Origin of the sequence: Amycolatopsis sp. DG1A-15b, from assembly GCF_030285645.1 — a bacterium.
Classification (GTDB): Bacteria; Actinomycetota; Actinomycetes; order Mycobacteriales; family Pseudonocardiaceae; genus Amycolatopsis.
On the sequence record NZ_CP127296.1, the window covers coordinates 5,387,729 to 5,401,316 of the forward strand.

Here is a 13,588-nt window from a genome sequence, read left to right on the forward strand (position 1 = left end):
CCCGCTATACGTACATATAGCAATGGGGAGATCTGGCCACCCTCGGCGCGTTCCGGTGACCGCCCAACCGGGCAGCCCATTAGGCCATTCGGCTCGCAACCAATTGCGGTTGATGGGCTAACTGTCTGATTGCTGACGAAGATCCCACCCTGTGTACTGCTCGGACGCACATCTTCACGAAGGGTCGTTTCAGTGGAACAGCACAGATCGCGCTGGAGACGGCGGGCCGGGATCACCATCCTCGCCACCGCTCTCGGCGCCTCCGTCCTCGGCGTCGCGGTCCCGGTGGCCTCCGCCCAGCAGGCCCCGCCGACCAACGGCGCGGCCGACGGCAAGACCCTCGACGAGCACGACCGCGCGCTCGTCGCCGAAGCCGAGAAGGCCGGGAAGCCCGACGTCACGCTGCTGATCGCCGCGGAAAAGGGCCAGACCGGCACCGCCGTGAACGAGCTCAAGGCCCTCGGCGGGGTCGTCCAGTCCACCGACACGAAGCTCGACTACGTCAAGGTCAGCATCCCGACCGCCAAGGCCGAAAAAGCCGCGAAGCTCAAGTCGGTCAACGCCGTCGACGTCGACGGGCTCATCGTGCGCGACGACCCGAAGCCCGACGGCGCGAGCAACCCGCTGCCGCAGCCGGCCCCGGGCAAGAACACCCCGCGCGTCAACCCGTACCTGCCGACCGGCGACACCTACGCGGCGCAGTTCGGCCAGGTCCTGCCCAGCTGGGACGGCAAGGACACCACGGTCGCGGTGCTCGACTCCGGCGTCGACCTCGACTCCCCCGCGCTGGCCACCACCAGCCACGGCGAACGCAAGATCGTCGACTGGTACAACGCCAACGCCACCAACTCCGGCGACGGCACCTGGGTCAAGCAGTCGACCCAGACCTACACCGGCACCTTCACCGCCAACGGCAAGACCTGGACGGCTCCGGCCACCGGTGGCCCGTACACGTTCGGCGTGTTCGGCGAGACCGCGGGCGACCTGGGTGCCGCGGACAGCGAGACCGGCGGTGACATCAACCGCGACGGCGACCGCGCCGACTCCTGGGGCGTGCTGCTCGACCCGGTGACCAAGGAGGTCCGGGTCGACCTCAACGGCAACGGCGACTTCACCGACGAGAAGCCGATGACCGACTACAACAAGAAGTACGACGTCGGCTTCTTCGGCACCGACAACCCGGCGACCGACATCGCCGAGCGAATGGCCTTCGTGGTCCAGACCGACAAGCCGGGCTACGTCGGCATCGGCATCGCCGGTGCGGAGCACGGCTCGCACGTGGCCGGCATCGCCGCCGGCAACGACCTCTTCGGCGGCAAGATGGACGGCGCGGCCCCGGGCGCGAAGGTGCTGGCCGTCAAGGTCTGCCTCACCAGTGCCGGCTGCACCTCGTCCGGCCTGGTCGACGGTGTCGTCTACGCGGCCAGCCACGGCGCCGACGTCATCAACATCTCGATCGGCGGCCTGCCGGCCCTCAACGACGGCAACAACGCCCGCGCGGAGCTCTACAACCGCACGATCGCCGAGTACAACGTCCAGATCTTCATCTCGGCGGGCAACAGCGGCGCCGGGGCGAACACCGTCGGCGACCCGTCGGTGGCCACGGACGCGATCTCGGTCGGCTCGTACATCACCAAGGAGACCTGGCTGTCGAACTACGGCTCGGTCACCAAGAACCCCGAGTCGATGCACCCGTTCTCCTCGCGCGGCCCGCGTGAGGACGGCGGCTTCAAGCCGGACATCATCGCGCCCGGTGCGGCCATCGCCACCGTCCCGCGCTGGGAAGCCCCGAGCCCGGTGGCCGGCACGTACACCCTGCCGGCCGGCTACGCGATGCTGCAGGGCACGTCGATGGCGGCGCCGCAGGCGACCGGCGCGGCGGCCCTGCTGGTGAGCGCGTACAAGGCGACGCACAACGGCCAGCGGCCGCCGGTGGCGCAGCTGCGCGCGGCGATCAAGTCGACCGCGCGGTTCGTGCCGGGCATCGGCGCGTACGCCCAGGGCGCGGGCCTGTTCAACGTCCCCGCCGCGTTCGTCGCGCTTTCGCTCAACCCGAAGCCGGACGCCGTTTCGACGTCGGTCGAGGTGCACACCGTCCAGTCCGGGCTGCTGGCCACGCCGAACACGGGCGTGGGCATCCACGACCGCGAGGGCGTGACCACGGGCAAGGCGTACACCCGCACCTACACGATCACCCGCACCACGGGCTCGGCGCACCCGGTGCCGTACTTCGTGCGGTGGGTCGGCAACGACGGCACGTTCTCCTCCGGATCGACGGTGGTGCTGCCGCTGAACACGCCGGTTTCGTTCAAGGTGAACGTGAACCCGAAGAGCGCCGGGGTCCACTCGGCCCTGCTCTACCTGGACAACCCGCTGACCATCGGCATCGACGTGCAGACCTTGAACACGGTCTTCGCGCCGCAGGAGTTCGCCGCCGGCAAGGGTTTCCAGGTCGACAACTCGGGCAAGGCCGCCCGCAACCAGGCGACCAGCTACTTCGTGCGGGTGCCGCAGGGCGCCAGCGCGCTGAAGGTGGACCTGGACGCCGGCGCCGGCGCTCCGGGCAAGGGCCAGGTGCGGTTCCTGCGGTACGACCCGACCGGTGTCCCGGCCGAGGCCAGTACCGCGACGACCGCGTGCTACCTGCCCGACGCGGGTGCGGGCTGCGCCGGCGGCACGCCGACCAGCCGGACCATCGCCAACCCGCTGCCGGGCGTGTGGGAGATCGTCGTCGAAGCGCGCCGGACGTCCGATGTGGACGAAGCGCCGTACAAGCTGTCGGCTTCGGTGCTGGGCACGGCGATTTCGCCGAACCCCGACACCATCGCCGCCGCCACGCTGAACACGCCGATCCCGCGGTCCTACACCGTGCAGAACACCCTCGGCGCGTTCACCGGCAAGCTGACCGGCGCCACGCTGGGCAGCGCGAAGACGCAGCGGCCGTCGATCACCGAAGGCACGCAGCAGCAGTACCAGATCGCGGTGACGCCGGGTTCGACGTCGCTGACCGCTACCATCGGCAACCCCGCCGTCGTGGGCACGGACCTCGACCTGGTGCTGTACAACTGCACGACCGGCACCTGCGTGCAGGCGGGCGTCAGCGCGGACGGTGACTCCGAGGAGTCGGTGACCGTGCCCAACCCGGCGCCCGGTGCGTGGGTCGCGCTCGTCGACGGGTACGCGGTCCCGGGCGGCACCACCGCCTACGACTATCTCGACGTGTTCACCAACCCGGCGTTCGGTTCGGTCGCGGTGACCGACGCCAACGCCCTGCGCGCGTCGGGCAGTTCGTGGACCGTGCCGGCGACGGTGACGGCCACCGCCGTCCCGGCCCCGGGCCGGACCCTGCGCGGTCAGCTGACCGTGCAGACCGACACCGGTGTCACGGTCGGCTCCTCGCTGGTGCAGATCAACGCGGTGAGCTAGTTCCCAGTCCGTGAAGGCCGCCCCGAGGATTCCTCGGGGCGGCCTTCACGTCGTTCAGGCCTCTTGGGCCCGGATGAGGAACGGCGCCGGATCGGCCAGGACGCGGTGGATGACCCGGCCGGCCGCGCCGAGGGTCGCCGCGTCGCCGCCGAGCCGGGAGGCGGTCAGGACCGGGGGTGTGCCGCGCAGGCCGCCGAGGCGGGTGGTCAGCACCTCCGACACCGGGCCGGACAACCACGGGTACAGCTGCGTGAACACCCCGCCGAGCACGATGCGGTCGAGGTCCAGGAGGTTCACCGCCGACGTCAGGGCGATCCCGAGGGCGCGACCGGCCGCCGCGCACGCCGCCAGCGCCGTGTCGTCGCCGTGCTCGAGGGCCGCCAGCAACGCCGGTACCGAAGCGGCTTTTCCCGCTGTCAGCAACGCTTCCTGCCCGGCGTAGGTCTCCAGGCAGCCGCTGCCGCCGCAGCGGCACGGCGCCCCCTCCGGGGCCACGACCACGTGCCCCAGCTCGCCGGCCAGGCCCGTGGCACCGGAGTACAGCACGCCGTCCACGACCAGGCCGGCGCCGATGCCGATTTCGCCGGACACGTAGAGGAAGTCGCGCTCGCCGTCGCCGTACCAGAGCTCGCCGAGCGCGGCGAGGTTCGCTTCGTTGTCCAGCTCGACCGGGACCGGCAGCCGCAGCAGCTCGGCCGGGCGGACGTCCTGCCAGCCGAGGTTGGGGGCGCTGAACAGCACGCCGTCGCCGACCGGGCCGGACACCGCCAGCACCGCGCCCGCCGCCTCCAGCCCCAGCCGGTGGGCCTCGGCGAGCGCGTCGGTGGCCAGGTCCTGCAGCTCCGCCAGGACCTTCTTCGGCCGCGAGCCGCGGTTGTCGCGTTCGCGGCGGGCGGCGAACCGGACCTCGCCGGTGAGGTCGAGCACGCGCACCGCGAGGTAGTCGACGTTGATTTCCAGCCCCAGCGACGCCATCCGCGCCCCGCTGAGCACGACGTCCACCCCCGGCCGGCCGCGTTCGCCCGCCCGCGCGGGGCCGGTCTCGGCGAGCAGGCCCGCCTCCACCAGGTCGCCGACGAGCTTGCTCACGGTCGACTTGGTCAGGCCGGTGACCTCGGCGAGCGCGGCCCGGGTGAGCGGGCCGCCACGGCTGACCGCGCCCAGCACGACCTCGAGGTTGCGGGCGCGCATCTCCTCGTGCCGCACGGCCTGCGTCATCGTGTCCTCCCGCGAAGCACTGTAACCCGGCCCCTTGACGCCGGGGACCCCCGCGGCGCATATTTAGTCTACAACGTGAACTAAATGAAGGGACAGTCATGAGCGACTTCGCTCCCCAGCCGGCCGACAAGTTCACCTTCGGCCTCTGGACCGTGGGCTGGCCGGCGAACGACCCGTTCGGGGTGGCGACGCGGGCGGCGCTGGACCCGGTCGAGAGCGTGCACCGGCTCGCGGAGCTGGGCGCCTACGGCGTGACCTTCCACGACGACGACCTGCTGGCCACCGAGCCGGACCGCGACAAGGCGATCGAGCGCTTCCGCAAGGCACTCGCCGAGACCGGCCTCAAGGTGCCGATGGCGACGACGAACCTGTTCACCCACCCGGTGTTCAAGGACGGCGGCCTGACCAGCAACGACCGTGACGTCCGGCGGTACGCGCTGCGGAAGGTGCGCCGCAACCTCGACCTCGCGGCCGAGCTCGGCGCCGAGACCTACGTCGTCTGGGGCGGCCGCGAAGGCGCCGAGTCCGACGCCGCGAAGGACGTCCGCGCGGCGCTGGACCGCTACAAGGAGGGCCTGGACCTGCTCGCCGACTACGTCGTCGAGAAGGGCTACTCACTGCGGTTCGCGCTGGAGCCGAAGCCGAACGAGCCGCGCGGCGACATCCTGCTGCCGACGATCGGGCACGCGCTGGGCTTCATCTCGCAGCTCTCGCGGCCGGAGATGTTCGGGCTGAACCCGGAGGTCGGGCACGAGCAGATGGCCGGGCTGAACTTCGTGCACGGCATCTCGCAGGCGCTGTGGCAGGGCAAGCTGTTCCACATCGACCTCAACGGCCAGCACGGCCCGAAGTACGACCAGGACCTGATCTTCGGCCACGGCGACCTGAAGAGCGCGTTCTTCCTGGTCGACCTGCTGGAGAACGGCGGCTACGAGGGCCCGCGGCACTTCGACTACAAGCCGCTGCGGACCGAGGACGCTTCGGACGTCTGGGTGTCCGCCGCGGCGAACATGCGGACGTACCTGATCCTCAAGGAGAAGTCGGCGGCGTTCCGCGCCGACCCGGAGGTCGTGGAGGCACTGGCGGCGTCGCGGGTCCCGGACCTTTCGACCCCGACGCTGGCCCCGGGCGAGACGTTCGACGACGTCCTGAACGACGAGTTCGACCTGGAGGCGGCGGCGGCCCGCGGCTACCACTTCACCCGGCTGAACCAGCTCGCCCTGGAGCACCTGCTCGGCGTGCGCTGACCGGCGGCGGTGGAGGCCACCTCGCGGTGGCCTCCACCGCTCGGTCCGGACCTCAGCCGCCGTCCGTGGGGAGCACTCCCGCGGCGTAGCGGATCGCGCCCAGGAGGAGCGCCTGGAACGCCGGGTCCGCGTACGACTCGGTCGTGTGGCCGAGGCCGGTGTAGAACGCCCGGCCGCGTCCCTGCGGGTGGCACCACGTGATGGGGTGGTCCGCCCCCATTCCACCACCGAGGTAGCTGGCCTCGTCCAGCGACTGCAGCACGCGCACGCGGCCACGCGGGTTGGCGCGGAAGTCGTACAGCTCGTCGGTCCGGGTCCACACCGGCGGCAGGTGGGCGGTCGCCGGGTGCGTGCCGTCTTCGGTCACGAAGCGGGCCTGCTGGATCGCCGGGTGGGTCCGGAACCGGGCACCCACCAGCTGTCCGTACCACGGCCAGCCGTGCTCCGTGTCGGCTGCCGCGTGGATGCCGACGTACCCGCCGCCACCCTCCACATAGGACTCGAACGCCGCCTTCCGCGCCGCGTCCAGGACTTCACCGCTGGTCGACAGGAACACCACCGCGTCGCAGGAAGCCGGCAACTCCGCCGCGTCTTCGGTCGCCGTGACGTCGAACCCGTGCCCCGAACCCAGTTCCCGGATCGCCCGGATCCCCGCCGGGATCGAGTCGTGCCGGTACCCGGCCGTCTTGGAGAACACCAGCACCCGCACCCGCCCAACCTCCTTCACCCGAGGGAATGGAGCGCGCCGAGTGCCGCGACCAGCGGAGCGAGCTCCGGCCGGGTCTCCGCCTCCGCCAAGGCCTCCGCCAGCGCCGTGTCGTGCGTCGGACGCGCCGCCGCGAGCAACGCCTGACCCGCCGGCGTCACCTCCGTGTAGATCCCCCGGCGGTCGTCCGCGCACAGGTAGCGGGCCAGCAGCCCCCGGCTCTCCAGCCGCGCCACCAGCCGCGTCGTCGCGGACTGGCTGAGGACCACCGCGTTCGCCAGCTGGTTCATCCGGAGGTGGAAGCCGTCCTGACGGGCCAGGACGTCCAAGACCGTGTACTCGCTCACCGACAGCTCGTGGTCGCGCTCGAGGGCGCGCTGCAGCCCGTCTTCGATCCGCGCGTGGAGCGCGGCCAGCGTCCGCCAGCCCTGTGCGCGCGCTTCGACAGCGTCGTCGTCCAGTGACACGGTTCACCTCTTCCCGGCTTGCGCGAACCACCCGGCAAACCCAGGGTTGATATGCGGCGTCTGCAACTATTTCAGGCGCTTGTAGTTGCCAACGCTCTCAGTCTACCCCGGAAAGAAGGAAGTCCATGCCCGCCGCCCTGCTCGCCCTGGCGATCAGCGCTTTCGGGATCGGCACCACCGAGTTCGTGATCATGGGCCTGCTACCCGAGGTCGCAGCCGATTTCGGCGTCTCGATCCCGTCCGCAGGCCTGCTCATCTCCGGCTACGCGCTCGGCGTCGTCGTCGGCGCTCCCCTGCTCACCGCGCTGGCCTCGCGGGTGCCGCGCACGACCGTGCTGGTCGCCCTGATGGGCCTGTTCATCGCGGGCAACGTGCTCTCGGCGCTGGCCCCGGGTTACGGCCTGCTGATGACCGGCCGGGTCGTCGCCGCGCTGAGCCACGGTGCCTTCTTCGGCGTCGGCTCGGTCGTCGCCGCGTCGCTGGTCGCGCCGGCCAAGCAGGCGAGCGCGATCGCGCTCATGTTCACCGGGCTGACCGTGGCCAACGTGCTCGGCGTGCCCGCCGGCACCGCGCTCGGCCAGGCCTTCGGCTGGCGCTCGACGTTCTGGGTGGTCAGCGCGCTCGGCGTGGCCGGCGCCGTCGGCATCCTCGCACTTGTGCCGCGCCGGGAACCGGACCCCGGCGCCGGCCTGCGCAGCGAGCTCGCCGTGTTCCGCCGCCCGCAGGTGTGGCTGGCGCTGGTCACGACCGCGCTCGGCTTCGCCGGCGTGTTCGCGTCCTTCACCTACATCGCCCCGATGATGACCGAGGTCGCGGGCTTCTCCGGCGGCGCCGTCACCTGGCTGCTCGTGCTCTTCGGCGCCGGCCTGTTCGCCGGCAACCTGCTCGGCGGCAAGGCGGCGGACCGCAAGCTGATGCCCAGCCTCTACGTCATCCTCACCGCCCTGGCGCTGGTGCTGGTGGCGTTCGTGTTCACCGCGCACGCGAAGGTGCCCGCGGCGATCACCATCGCGCTGTTCGGCGCGGCCGGGTTCGCCACCGTGCCGCCGCTGCAGGCCCGTGTGATGGCCAAGGCCGAAGGCGCGCCGACGCTCGCGTCGGCGGCGAACATCGCCGCGTTCAACCTCGGCAACGCCGGTGGCGCGTGGCTCGGCGGCCAGGCCATCGACGCCGGCCTCGGCTACACCGCCCCCAATTGGATCGGCGCCGTCCTCGCCGCGGCGGGCCTCGCCGTGGCGGTCGTCTCCGGACTGCTCGACCGCAGGACCCCGGCTAGTTTCGAAGCCGGAGAACGGGTACTCGCCCGATGAACCACCCACCGAAAGGACCCCTCGTGACCAGCGTGCCCGTCATCGAACTCAACAACGGCGTGCGGATGCCGCAACTCGGCTACGGCGTGTTCCAGGTCCCGGACGACGAGACCGCCACCGCCGTGAAGGCCGCCCTCGAAGCGGGCTACCGCAGCATCGACACCGCCGCCGTCTACGGCAACGAAAAGGGGGTCGGCCAGGCGATCGCCGAGTCCGGCATCGCCCGCGACGAGCTGTTCGTCACCACGAAGCTGTGGAACTCGGCCCAGGGCTACGACTCGACGCTCAAGGCGTTCGACGAGAGCATGACCAAGCTCGGCCTCGAGCAGCTGGACCTCTACCTGATCCACTGGCCGACCCCGGCGCGCGACAAGTTCCTCGACACCTGGAAGGCGTTCGAGAAGCTGCACGCCGACGGCCGGGTCCGCGCGATCGGCGTCTCCAACTTCCAGCCCGCGCACCTCGAGCGCCTGCTCGACGCCGCCGATGTCGCCCCCGCGGTCAACCAGGTGGAGCTGCACCCGTACCTGCAGCAGCGCGAGCTCCGCGAGTTCGACGCCAAGAACGGCATCGTGACCGAGGCGTGGAGCCCGCTCGCCAAGGGCGGCAGCCTGCTCGGCGACCCGGTGATCGCGGAACTCGCGGTGAAGCACGGCCGCACGCCCGCGCAGATCGTGCTGCGCTGGCACCTCCAGCTGGACAACGTCGTGATCCCGAAGTCCGTCACGCCGTCCCGGATCGAGGAGAACTTCGACCTGTTCGGGTTCACCCTCACGGAGGAGGAGATGGAGTCGCTGACCCCGCTGGACCGCGGCGAGCGGACCGGCCCGGACCCCGACACCTTCAACGCCGCCTGACCCGATCACCCCACGCCGGAGCGCCCAAGGTGGCCTTGGGTGCGCTCAACGCACCGAAGGCCACCTCGGGGCGCTGGGGGCAGGGCTCATTGCTTGCGGGCGACTCCGCCCAGCGTCAAGAAGTTCAGCTCGCCCAGCGGGTGCAGGCGCGGGCCGTCCGGCCACCACTCGTGCAGGTAGACCAACCCGGGCCGGAGCAGCTCGGTGCCCTCGAAGAACCCCGCGATCTGCTCGCGCGTGCGGTGCACGCTGCCGAGGCCGGTGCCCTGGAAACTGGTCTCCAGCAGCCGCGCCAGCTCCTGGCGCGGCGAGTCCTCTTCCGGGTCGAAGTTGTGCGTGAGCAGCAGGAACGAGCCGGGCGCGAGCGCGTCGACGTACTCCGCGACGATCGCCCTCGCGCGGTCGTAGTCGTCGATGTGGTGCACGATCGAGGTGAGGATCAGCGCCACCGGCCGCGAAAAGTCGAGGTATTCCTTGACGACCTCGTCGGCGAGGGTTTCGGCCGGCCGCGTCAGGTCGGCGCCGGTCACGTGGGTCAGGTAGTTCTCTTCGAGCAGCGCCCGGCCGTGCACCTGCACGACCGGGTCGTTGTCGACGTACACCACCTGCGCGTCCGGGTTGTACCGCTGCGCCACCTCGTGGGTGTTTTCCGCGGTCGGCATGCCGGAGCCCAGGTCGAGGAACTGGTCGATACCGCGTTTGCCGGCCAGGAACCGGACCGCGCGCACCAGCCAGTCGCGGTGTTCCTTCGCCATCACCCGGGCGCCCGGTGCGATGGCCAGCAGCCGCCGCATCGCTTCGCGATCCACCTCGTAGTGGTCGTGCCCGCCGAGGAGCGCGTCGGACAACCGGGCCAGGCTCGCCTTGCTGAAATCGAGGGCAGCCGCACCGCCCTCGGTTCCGGACCGCAGGTCGCCAGGCGTCATCGGCTGTTCTCCCACTCTGCGCGTGGTGACGACACCCCTGCCCGGGTTCGCTCACCTTTGTCCGGCAACGGACAGTGCTCAGATTACGACATGGGGTGCAGCAAGTGAACCGGGCGCAAGGGCCCTGCCTGCCAGGGACAACTACCCGAAACGGAGTTCGCCCCAGGTCTTTCCCCCGTCCGTGGTCCGGTACACGGCGGAACCGCCGTAGGCGTCCGGCTGGCCGTCGACGACGACGCCGGTGCCGCGGCCGGGGAAGTCGAGATCGGTCAGCGCGAAGCCGCGGTCGGGCAGCTCGGTCGTCGTCCACGTGCGGCCGCCGTCGGCCGTGCTGTGCAGGAACCCGACGCCACCGCCCACGGCCGCGACCGTGGCGGTCGTCGGCGAGGCCGCGGCGAAGCCCTGGTTGATGCCGGCGAACGGCGCCGCGTCGTCCCCGCTGAACCGCGCGCCGAGCTGCGGCGCGTGCCGCAGCTGCCGCTCGGTCGAGCCCGGCTGCGGCGAGCCGGGGCTGCTGCTGCACAGCGCCACGACCTGCGGTTCGCGGGCGCCGGCGAGCGAGGCGACCTCTCCTTCCGGGCACGGCGGCTCCGCCGGGGTCAACCGGGCGCCGTCACCGGAGATCCAGTACTGCTCGGTGCCGTAGTCCGCGCCGAGCGCGACCTGCAGGCCGCCGCCGACCGCCAGATCGCCGTAGGTGAGGCCGCCGGTGACCGCGAACCCGGGCACCGGGGCCAGCACCGGCGAGCCGGCGGCCCCCGAGTACAGCCGGGTCGAGCCTTGCCCCTCGCCGTAGGTGGTCAGCACGGCGAAGGCGCGGCCGCCGGTTTCGGCGATCTTCGAGAGGTAGTAGGGCTCCCGCGCCCCGGCCAGGGTGACCGGCTGCCAGGTCTCGCCGCCGTCGCGGGTGGTGCGCACGTGGACGCCGTCACTCACGTAGGCGACGCGATCGCCGAAGACCCGGAGTGCGACGTGGTTGTGGTTGTCCGGCAGCGGGACCGGAGGGGCGCCCAGCTGCCGCCAGTGCCGCCCGGCGTCGGTGGTGCCCAGCAGCGCCGGGCACCACGACTTCGCGCACGGCCAGTACCCGAGGACGTATCCGGTGTCCGGGCCGGTCCAGCTCGTCGACGCGGGCCGGAACCCGGGCGGGACCACGGTTCCGGCGCTCGCGGGCGAGGCGAACGCGGCCAGGAGGGCGAGGACGGACACCAGCAGCGCACAGCGCCGGGGAAGTCTCATGATCACCTGACGCCCCGCCCCGGGCGCGGGTTGCCATCGGAGGGACAGTTGCGCCGCCCGGCTCAGCACCGTGCGGCCGGCCGGGCGCCGAGCCTGCGCCACGAACCAGGCGGCCTTGCTCCGATCCGCTTCCCGCCCGGCTGACTCGGAATGCGGGCGGGGGTTGCCCGCCCGCGGGCAGGTGCGCCGCTCGGCTCAGCGCGGTGCGGCCACCGACCGACGGGCCAGTGCGGGGCGCGGATCGCCCACCCGCACGCCAACTGCGCCGCCGGCTCAACGCCGCGCGGTAAGCCGGGCGCCCAGCGGGGCGTGGGTTGCCCGCCCGCAGAGCAGGAGCGCCGCTCGGCTCAGCGCGGTGCAGCCCGCCGACCCACGAACCAATGCGAGGCGCGGATCGCCCACCCGCACGCCAGACGCGCCGCCCAGCCCAGCGCCGCGCGGTCAGCCACGCGCCCAGAGGGGCGTGGATTGCCAGCCCGCGGGCAGTTACGCCGCGGCGCAACGCCGCACAGTCGGCCGGGCGCCCAGCGGGGCGCAGATTGCCTGCTCGCGGGGCAGTGCGCCGCCCAGTTCAGCCCGGTGCGGCCAGCCGACCCACGAACCAGTGCGGGGCGCGGATCGCCCGCCCGCAGGGCAGCTCGCCGCCCAGCTCAGCCCGGTGCGGCCCGCCGACCCACGAACCCAGGCGAGGCGCCGATCGCCCACCCGCACGCCAACTGCACCGCCCAGCTCAGCACCGCACACCCGGCCAGGCGCCGAGCCGCCCACGAACCAGCCGCCCTTGCCCCGGACCGCCATGCTTGTCGATCACGAATGCTTCGTGGCCAGGAACTCAGCCACGGCGGTGGCCCAACCGGGCAGGAAGTGCCCGGCGTCTTCGGTCAAGCGGACGTCGGCGTCCGGGCGTGCCGACCGCAGTTTCGCCGCCGCGTTCCGCTGGTCGAGGAGGACGTCGCGGGCTCCGAAGTGGGCCTGCACCGGCGGTGCCAACTCCCGTAGGCGCTCGACCGGGAACACCGGGATGGCCTCCAGGCGTGGCTTGAAGTGCTCGAACGTCGCGAGGGTGAACTCGCCGATCGCGCGCCGGCCGGGGTCGACAGGGCTGCCCTTGGCGACCATGGCCAAGGACCGGCGGCGGCCCCAGTCGCCGAGGAGGCCGTACGCGGCGAACTTCAGCAGCGGCGCCGTCCGGCGCCGGCCGATTCCGGCCGGGTTGACCAGGGCCAGCGCACCGGCCCGCCCGGGGCGGCGGAGCGTGTAGTCCAGTGCCCACCAGCCGCCCAATGAGGTGCCGAGGAAGGCCGCGCGCGGCAGTTCGAGCTCGTCGAGGACGTCGTCCAGCCATTCGGCGTAGGCCGGCGATCCGAGCGGGGGCCGCGCCTCGACGGTCCGGCCCGGTTCGCCGGGCGCGTCGACCGCGTACACCCGCAGCCGCCCGGCGAGGGCGGTGATGTCCGGCAGCCAGTGCGCCGCGGTGCCGCCGGAACCCTGGAGTGCGACGACCGGCGGCGCGGCCACCGGGCCGGACACCACGGCGAAAGTGTCACCCAGCCGGGTGGCCAGCGTGCGCCGCTCGGCGGGCACCGGCCAGCGGTCGAGGAGCGTGTCGTAGCGTTCGCGGACCGCGGCCGCCCCCGCCGCCGACCGGTAGATCGCGCTCACGTCAGGTTCTCGGTGACCGAGGCGACCCAGCGCAGCAGGTCCGCTCCCGCGGCCAGGTCGCCGAGCACGATGATCTTCATGGTGGCGCGCTCGCCGTCGTAGATGGTTTCGACGCGCAGGGGCCGCTCGCCGCTGTCGCGCGGCCCGTTCACCGAGGCCACGACCATGGTCGCGATCCGGTCGGCCGCCGCCCGGTCGACACCCGCGATCTCCGCGACCCCCGACAGCTCCGCGGTCGGCGCCGCGGCGCGCTCGGCCACCGGCAGCCCGGTGAAAGCCGCCAGGTCCGCGGCCGTGATCCGGTACTGCTTGCCGATCCGGACCGCCTTCAGCCGCCCGTCCCGCACGTAGTTCCGGACCGTCCGGACGTGCAGGCCGAGCTTCGCGGCGACCTGTTCGACGGAGAAGACATCCTGCGCCATGAGCCTCCTTGCGTTCCACAAACTACCCTATCACGCTCACGGTAGGGAAGTTTGCGGAGTAAGCGGTTCGCTCAGGCGGGTGACGGGTATCTCCGAGTGTTGTTCCTG

Annotated in this window: 11 protein-coding genes; 4 read left to right on the plus strand and 7 right to left on the minus strand. The window is 72.0% G+C overall.

The genetic code is table 11. The features are described 5' to 3' along the window. Positions 1 to 192 precede the first annotated feature (192 nt). Positions 193 to 3,426: a S8 family serine peptidase gene (locus QRY02_RS24650; RefSeq protein WP_285985228.1), complete on the plus strand. Its 3,234-nt coding sequence runs from the start codon at positions 193 to 195 to the stop codon at positions 3,424 to 3,426. A gap of 54 nt (positions 3,427 to 3,480) precedes the next feature. Here the strand turns inward: QRY02_RS24650 and QRY02_RS24655 are convergent, their stop codons facing one another. Further along, complete coding sequence (locus QRY02_RS24655) at positions 3,481 to 4,644, minus strand: ROK family transcriptional regulator (protein WP_285985229.1); 1,164 nt, start codon at positions 4,642 to 4,644, stop codon at positions 3,481 to 3,483. 98 nt (positions 4,645 to 4,742) lie between these two features. Between QRY02_RS24655 and xylA the strand changes: the two genes are divergently transcribed. After that, complete coding sequence (xylA, locus tag QRY02_RS24660) at positions 4,743 to 5,891, plus strand: xylose isomerase (RefSeq protein ID WP_285985230.1); 1,149 nt, start codon at positions 4,743 to 4,745, stop codon at positions 5,889 to 5,891. A gap of 52 nt (positions 5,892 to 5,943) precedes the next feature. Here xylA and QRY02_RS24665 read toward each other — a convergent pair whose 3' ends face one another. Beyond that, positions 5,944 to 6,618, minus strand: coding sequence for a ThuA domain-containing protein (locus QRY02_RS24665; protein ID WP_353067984.1), 675 nt, complete (start codon positions 6,616 to 6,618; stop codon positions 5,944 to 5,946). Then, positions 6,615 to 7,064 (minus strand): MarR family winged helix-turn-helix transcriptional regulator, encoded by a 450-nt coding sequence (locus QRY02_RS24670; RefSeq protein WP_285985231.1) that lies wholly within the window; start codon positions 7,062 to 7,064, stop codon positions 6,615 to 6,617. The genes QRY02_RS24665 and QRY02_RS24670 overlap by 4 nt, the downstream gene beginning before the upstream one ends. A gap of 125 nt (positions 7,065 to 7,189) precedes the next feature. On the opposite strand from QRY02_RS24670, the gene QRY02_RS24675 reads away from it, so the two are divergent. Both QRY02_RS24675 and QRY02_RS24680 read left to right on the plus strand, forming a co-directional pair. Then, positions 7,190 to 8,374: an MFS transporter gene (locus QRY02_RS24675; RefSeq protein WP_285985232.1), complete on the plus strand. Its 1,185-nt coding sequence runs from the start codon at positions 7,190 to 7,192 to the stop codon at positions 8,372 to 8,374. A gap of 23 nt (positions 8,375 to 8,397) precedes the next feature. Then, positions 8,398 to 9,231, plus strand: a complete 834-nt coding sequence (locus QRY02_RS24680) for an aldo/keto reductase (protein WP_285985233.1) — start codon at positions 8,398 to 8,400, stop codon at positions 9,229 to 9,231. An 86-nt stretch (positions 9,232 to 9,317) separates the two neighbouring features. Here QRY02_RS24680 and QRY02_RS24685 read toward each other — a convergent pair whose 3' ends face one another. From QRY02_RS24685 to QRY02_RS24700, 4 genes are all read right to left on the minus strand, one after another. After that, positions 9,318 to 10,157: an SAM-dependent methyltransferase gene (locus QRY02_RS24685; protein WP_285985234.1), complete on the minus strand. Its 840-nt coding sequence runs from the start codon at positions 10,155 to 10,157 to the stop codon at positions 9,318 to 9,320. Positions 10,158 to 10,298: 141 nt separating this feature from the next. Then, the gene (locus tag QRY02_RS24690) at positions 10,299 to 11,396 is read right to left on the minus strand and encodes a sialidase family protein (protein WP_285985235.1); all 1,098 of its coding nucleotides are present in this window, start codon (positions 11,394 to 11,396) and stop codon (positions 10,299 to 10,301) included. A gap of 807 nt (positions 11,397 to 12,203) precedes the next feature. Beyond that, positions 12,204 to 13,058, minus strand: coding sequence for an alpha/beta fold hydrolase (locus QRY02_RS24695; protein ID WP_285985236.1), 855 nt, complete (start codon positions 13,056 to 13,058; stop codon positions 12,204 to 12,206). Next, positions 13,055 to 13,480 carry a helix-turn-helix domain-containing protein gene (locus tag QRY02_RS24700; protein ID WP_285985237.1) on the minus strand — a complete coding sequence of 142 codons (426 nt, stop codon included), beginning with the start codon at positions 13,478 to 13,480 and terminating at the stop codon, positions 13,055 to 13,057. Before QRY02_RS24700 ends, QRY02_RS24695 begins: the two co-directional genes overlap by 4 nt. Positions 13,481 to 13,588 lie beyond the last annotated feature (108 nt).

What these genes read in the sequence shown, in the direction of transcription:
- QRY02_RS24675 (WP_285985232.1), top strand. Translation starts at nt 7,190, where the DNA reads ATGCCCGCCGCCCTGCTCGCCCTGGCGATCAGCGCTTTCGGGATCGGC.
- QRY02_RS24700 (WP_285985237.1), bottom strand. Translation starts at nt 13,480, where the DNA reads ATGGCGCAGGATGTCTTCTCCGTCGAACAGGTCGCCGCGAAGCTCGGC.
- QRY02_RS24685 (WP_285985234.1), bottom strand. Translation starts at nt 10,157, where the DNA reads ATGACGCCTGGCGACCTGCGGTCCGGAACCGAGGGCGGTGCGGCTGCC.
- QRY02_RS24655 (WP_285985229.1), bottom strand. Translation starts at nt 4,644, where the DNA reads ATGACGCAGGCCGTGCGGCACGAGGAGATGCGCGCCCGCAACCTCGAG.
- xylA (WP_285985230.1), top strand. Translation starts at nt 4,743, where the DNA reads ATGAGCGACTTCGCTCCCCAGCCGGCCGACAAGTTCACCTTCGGCCTC.
- QRY02_RS24690 (WP_285985235.1), bottom strand. Translation starts at nt 11,396, where the DNA reads ATGAGACTTCCCCGGCGCTGTGCGCTGCTGGTGTCCGTCCTCGCCCTC.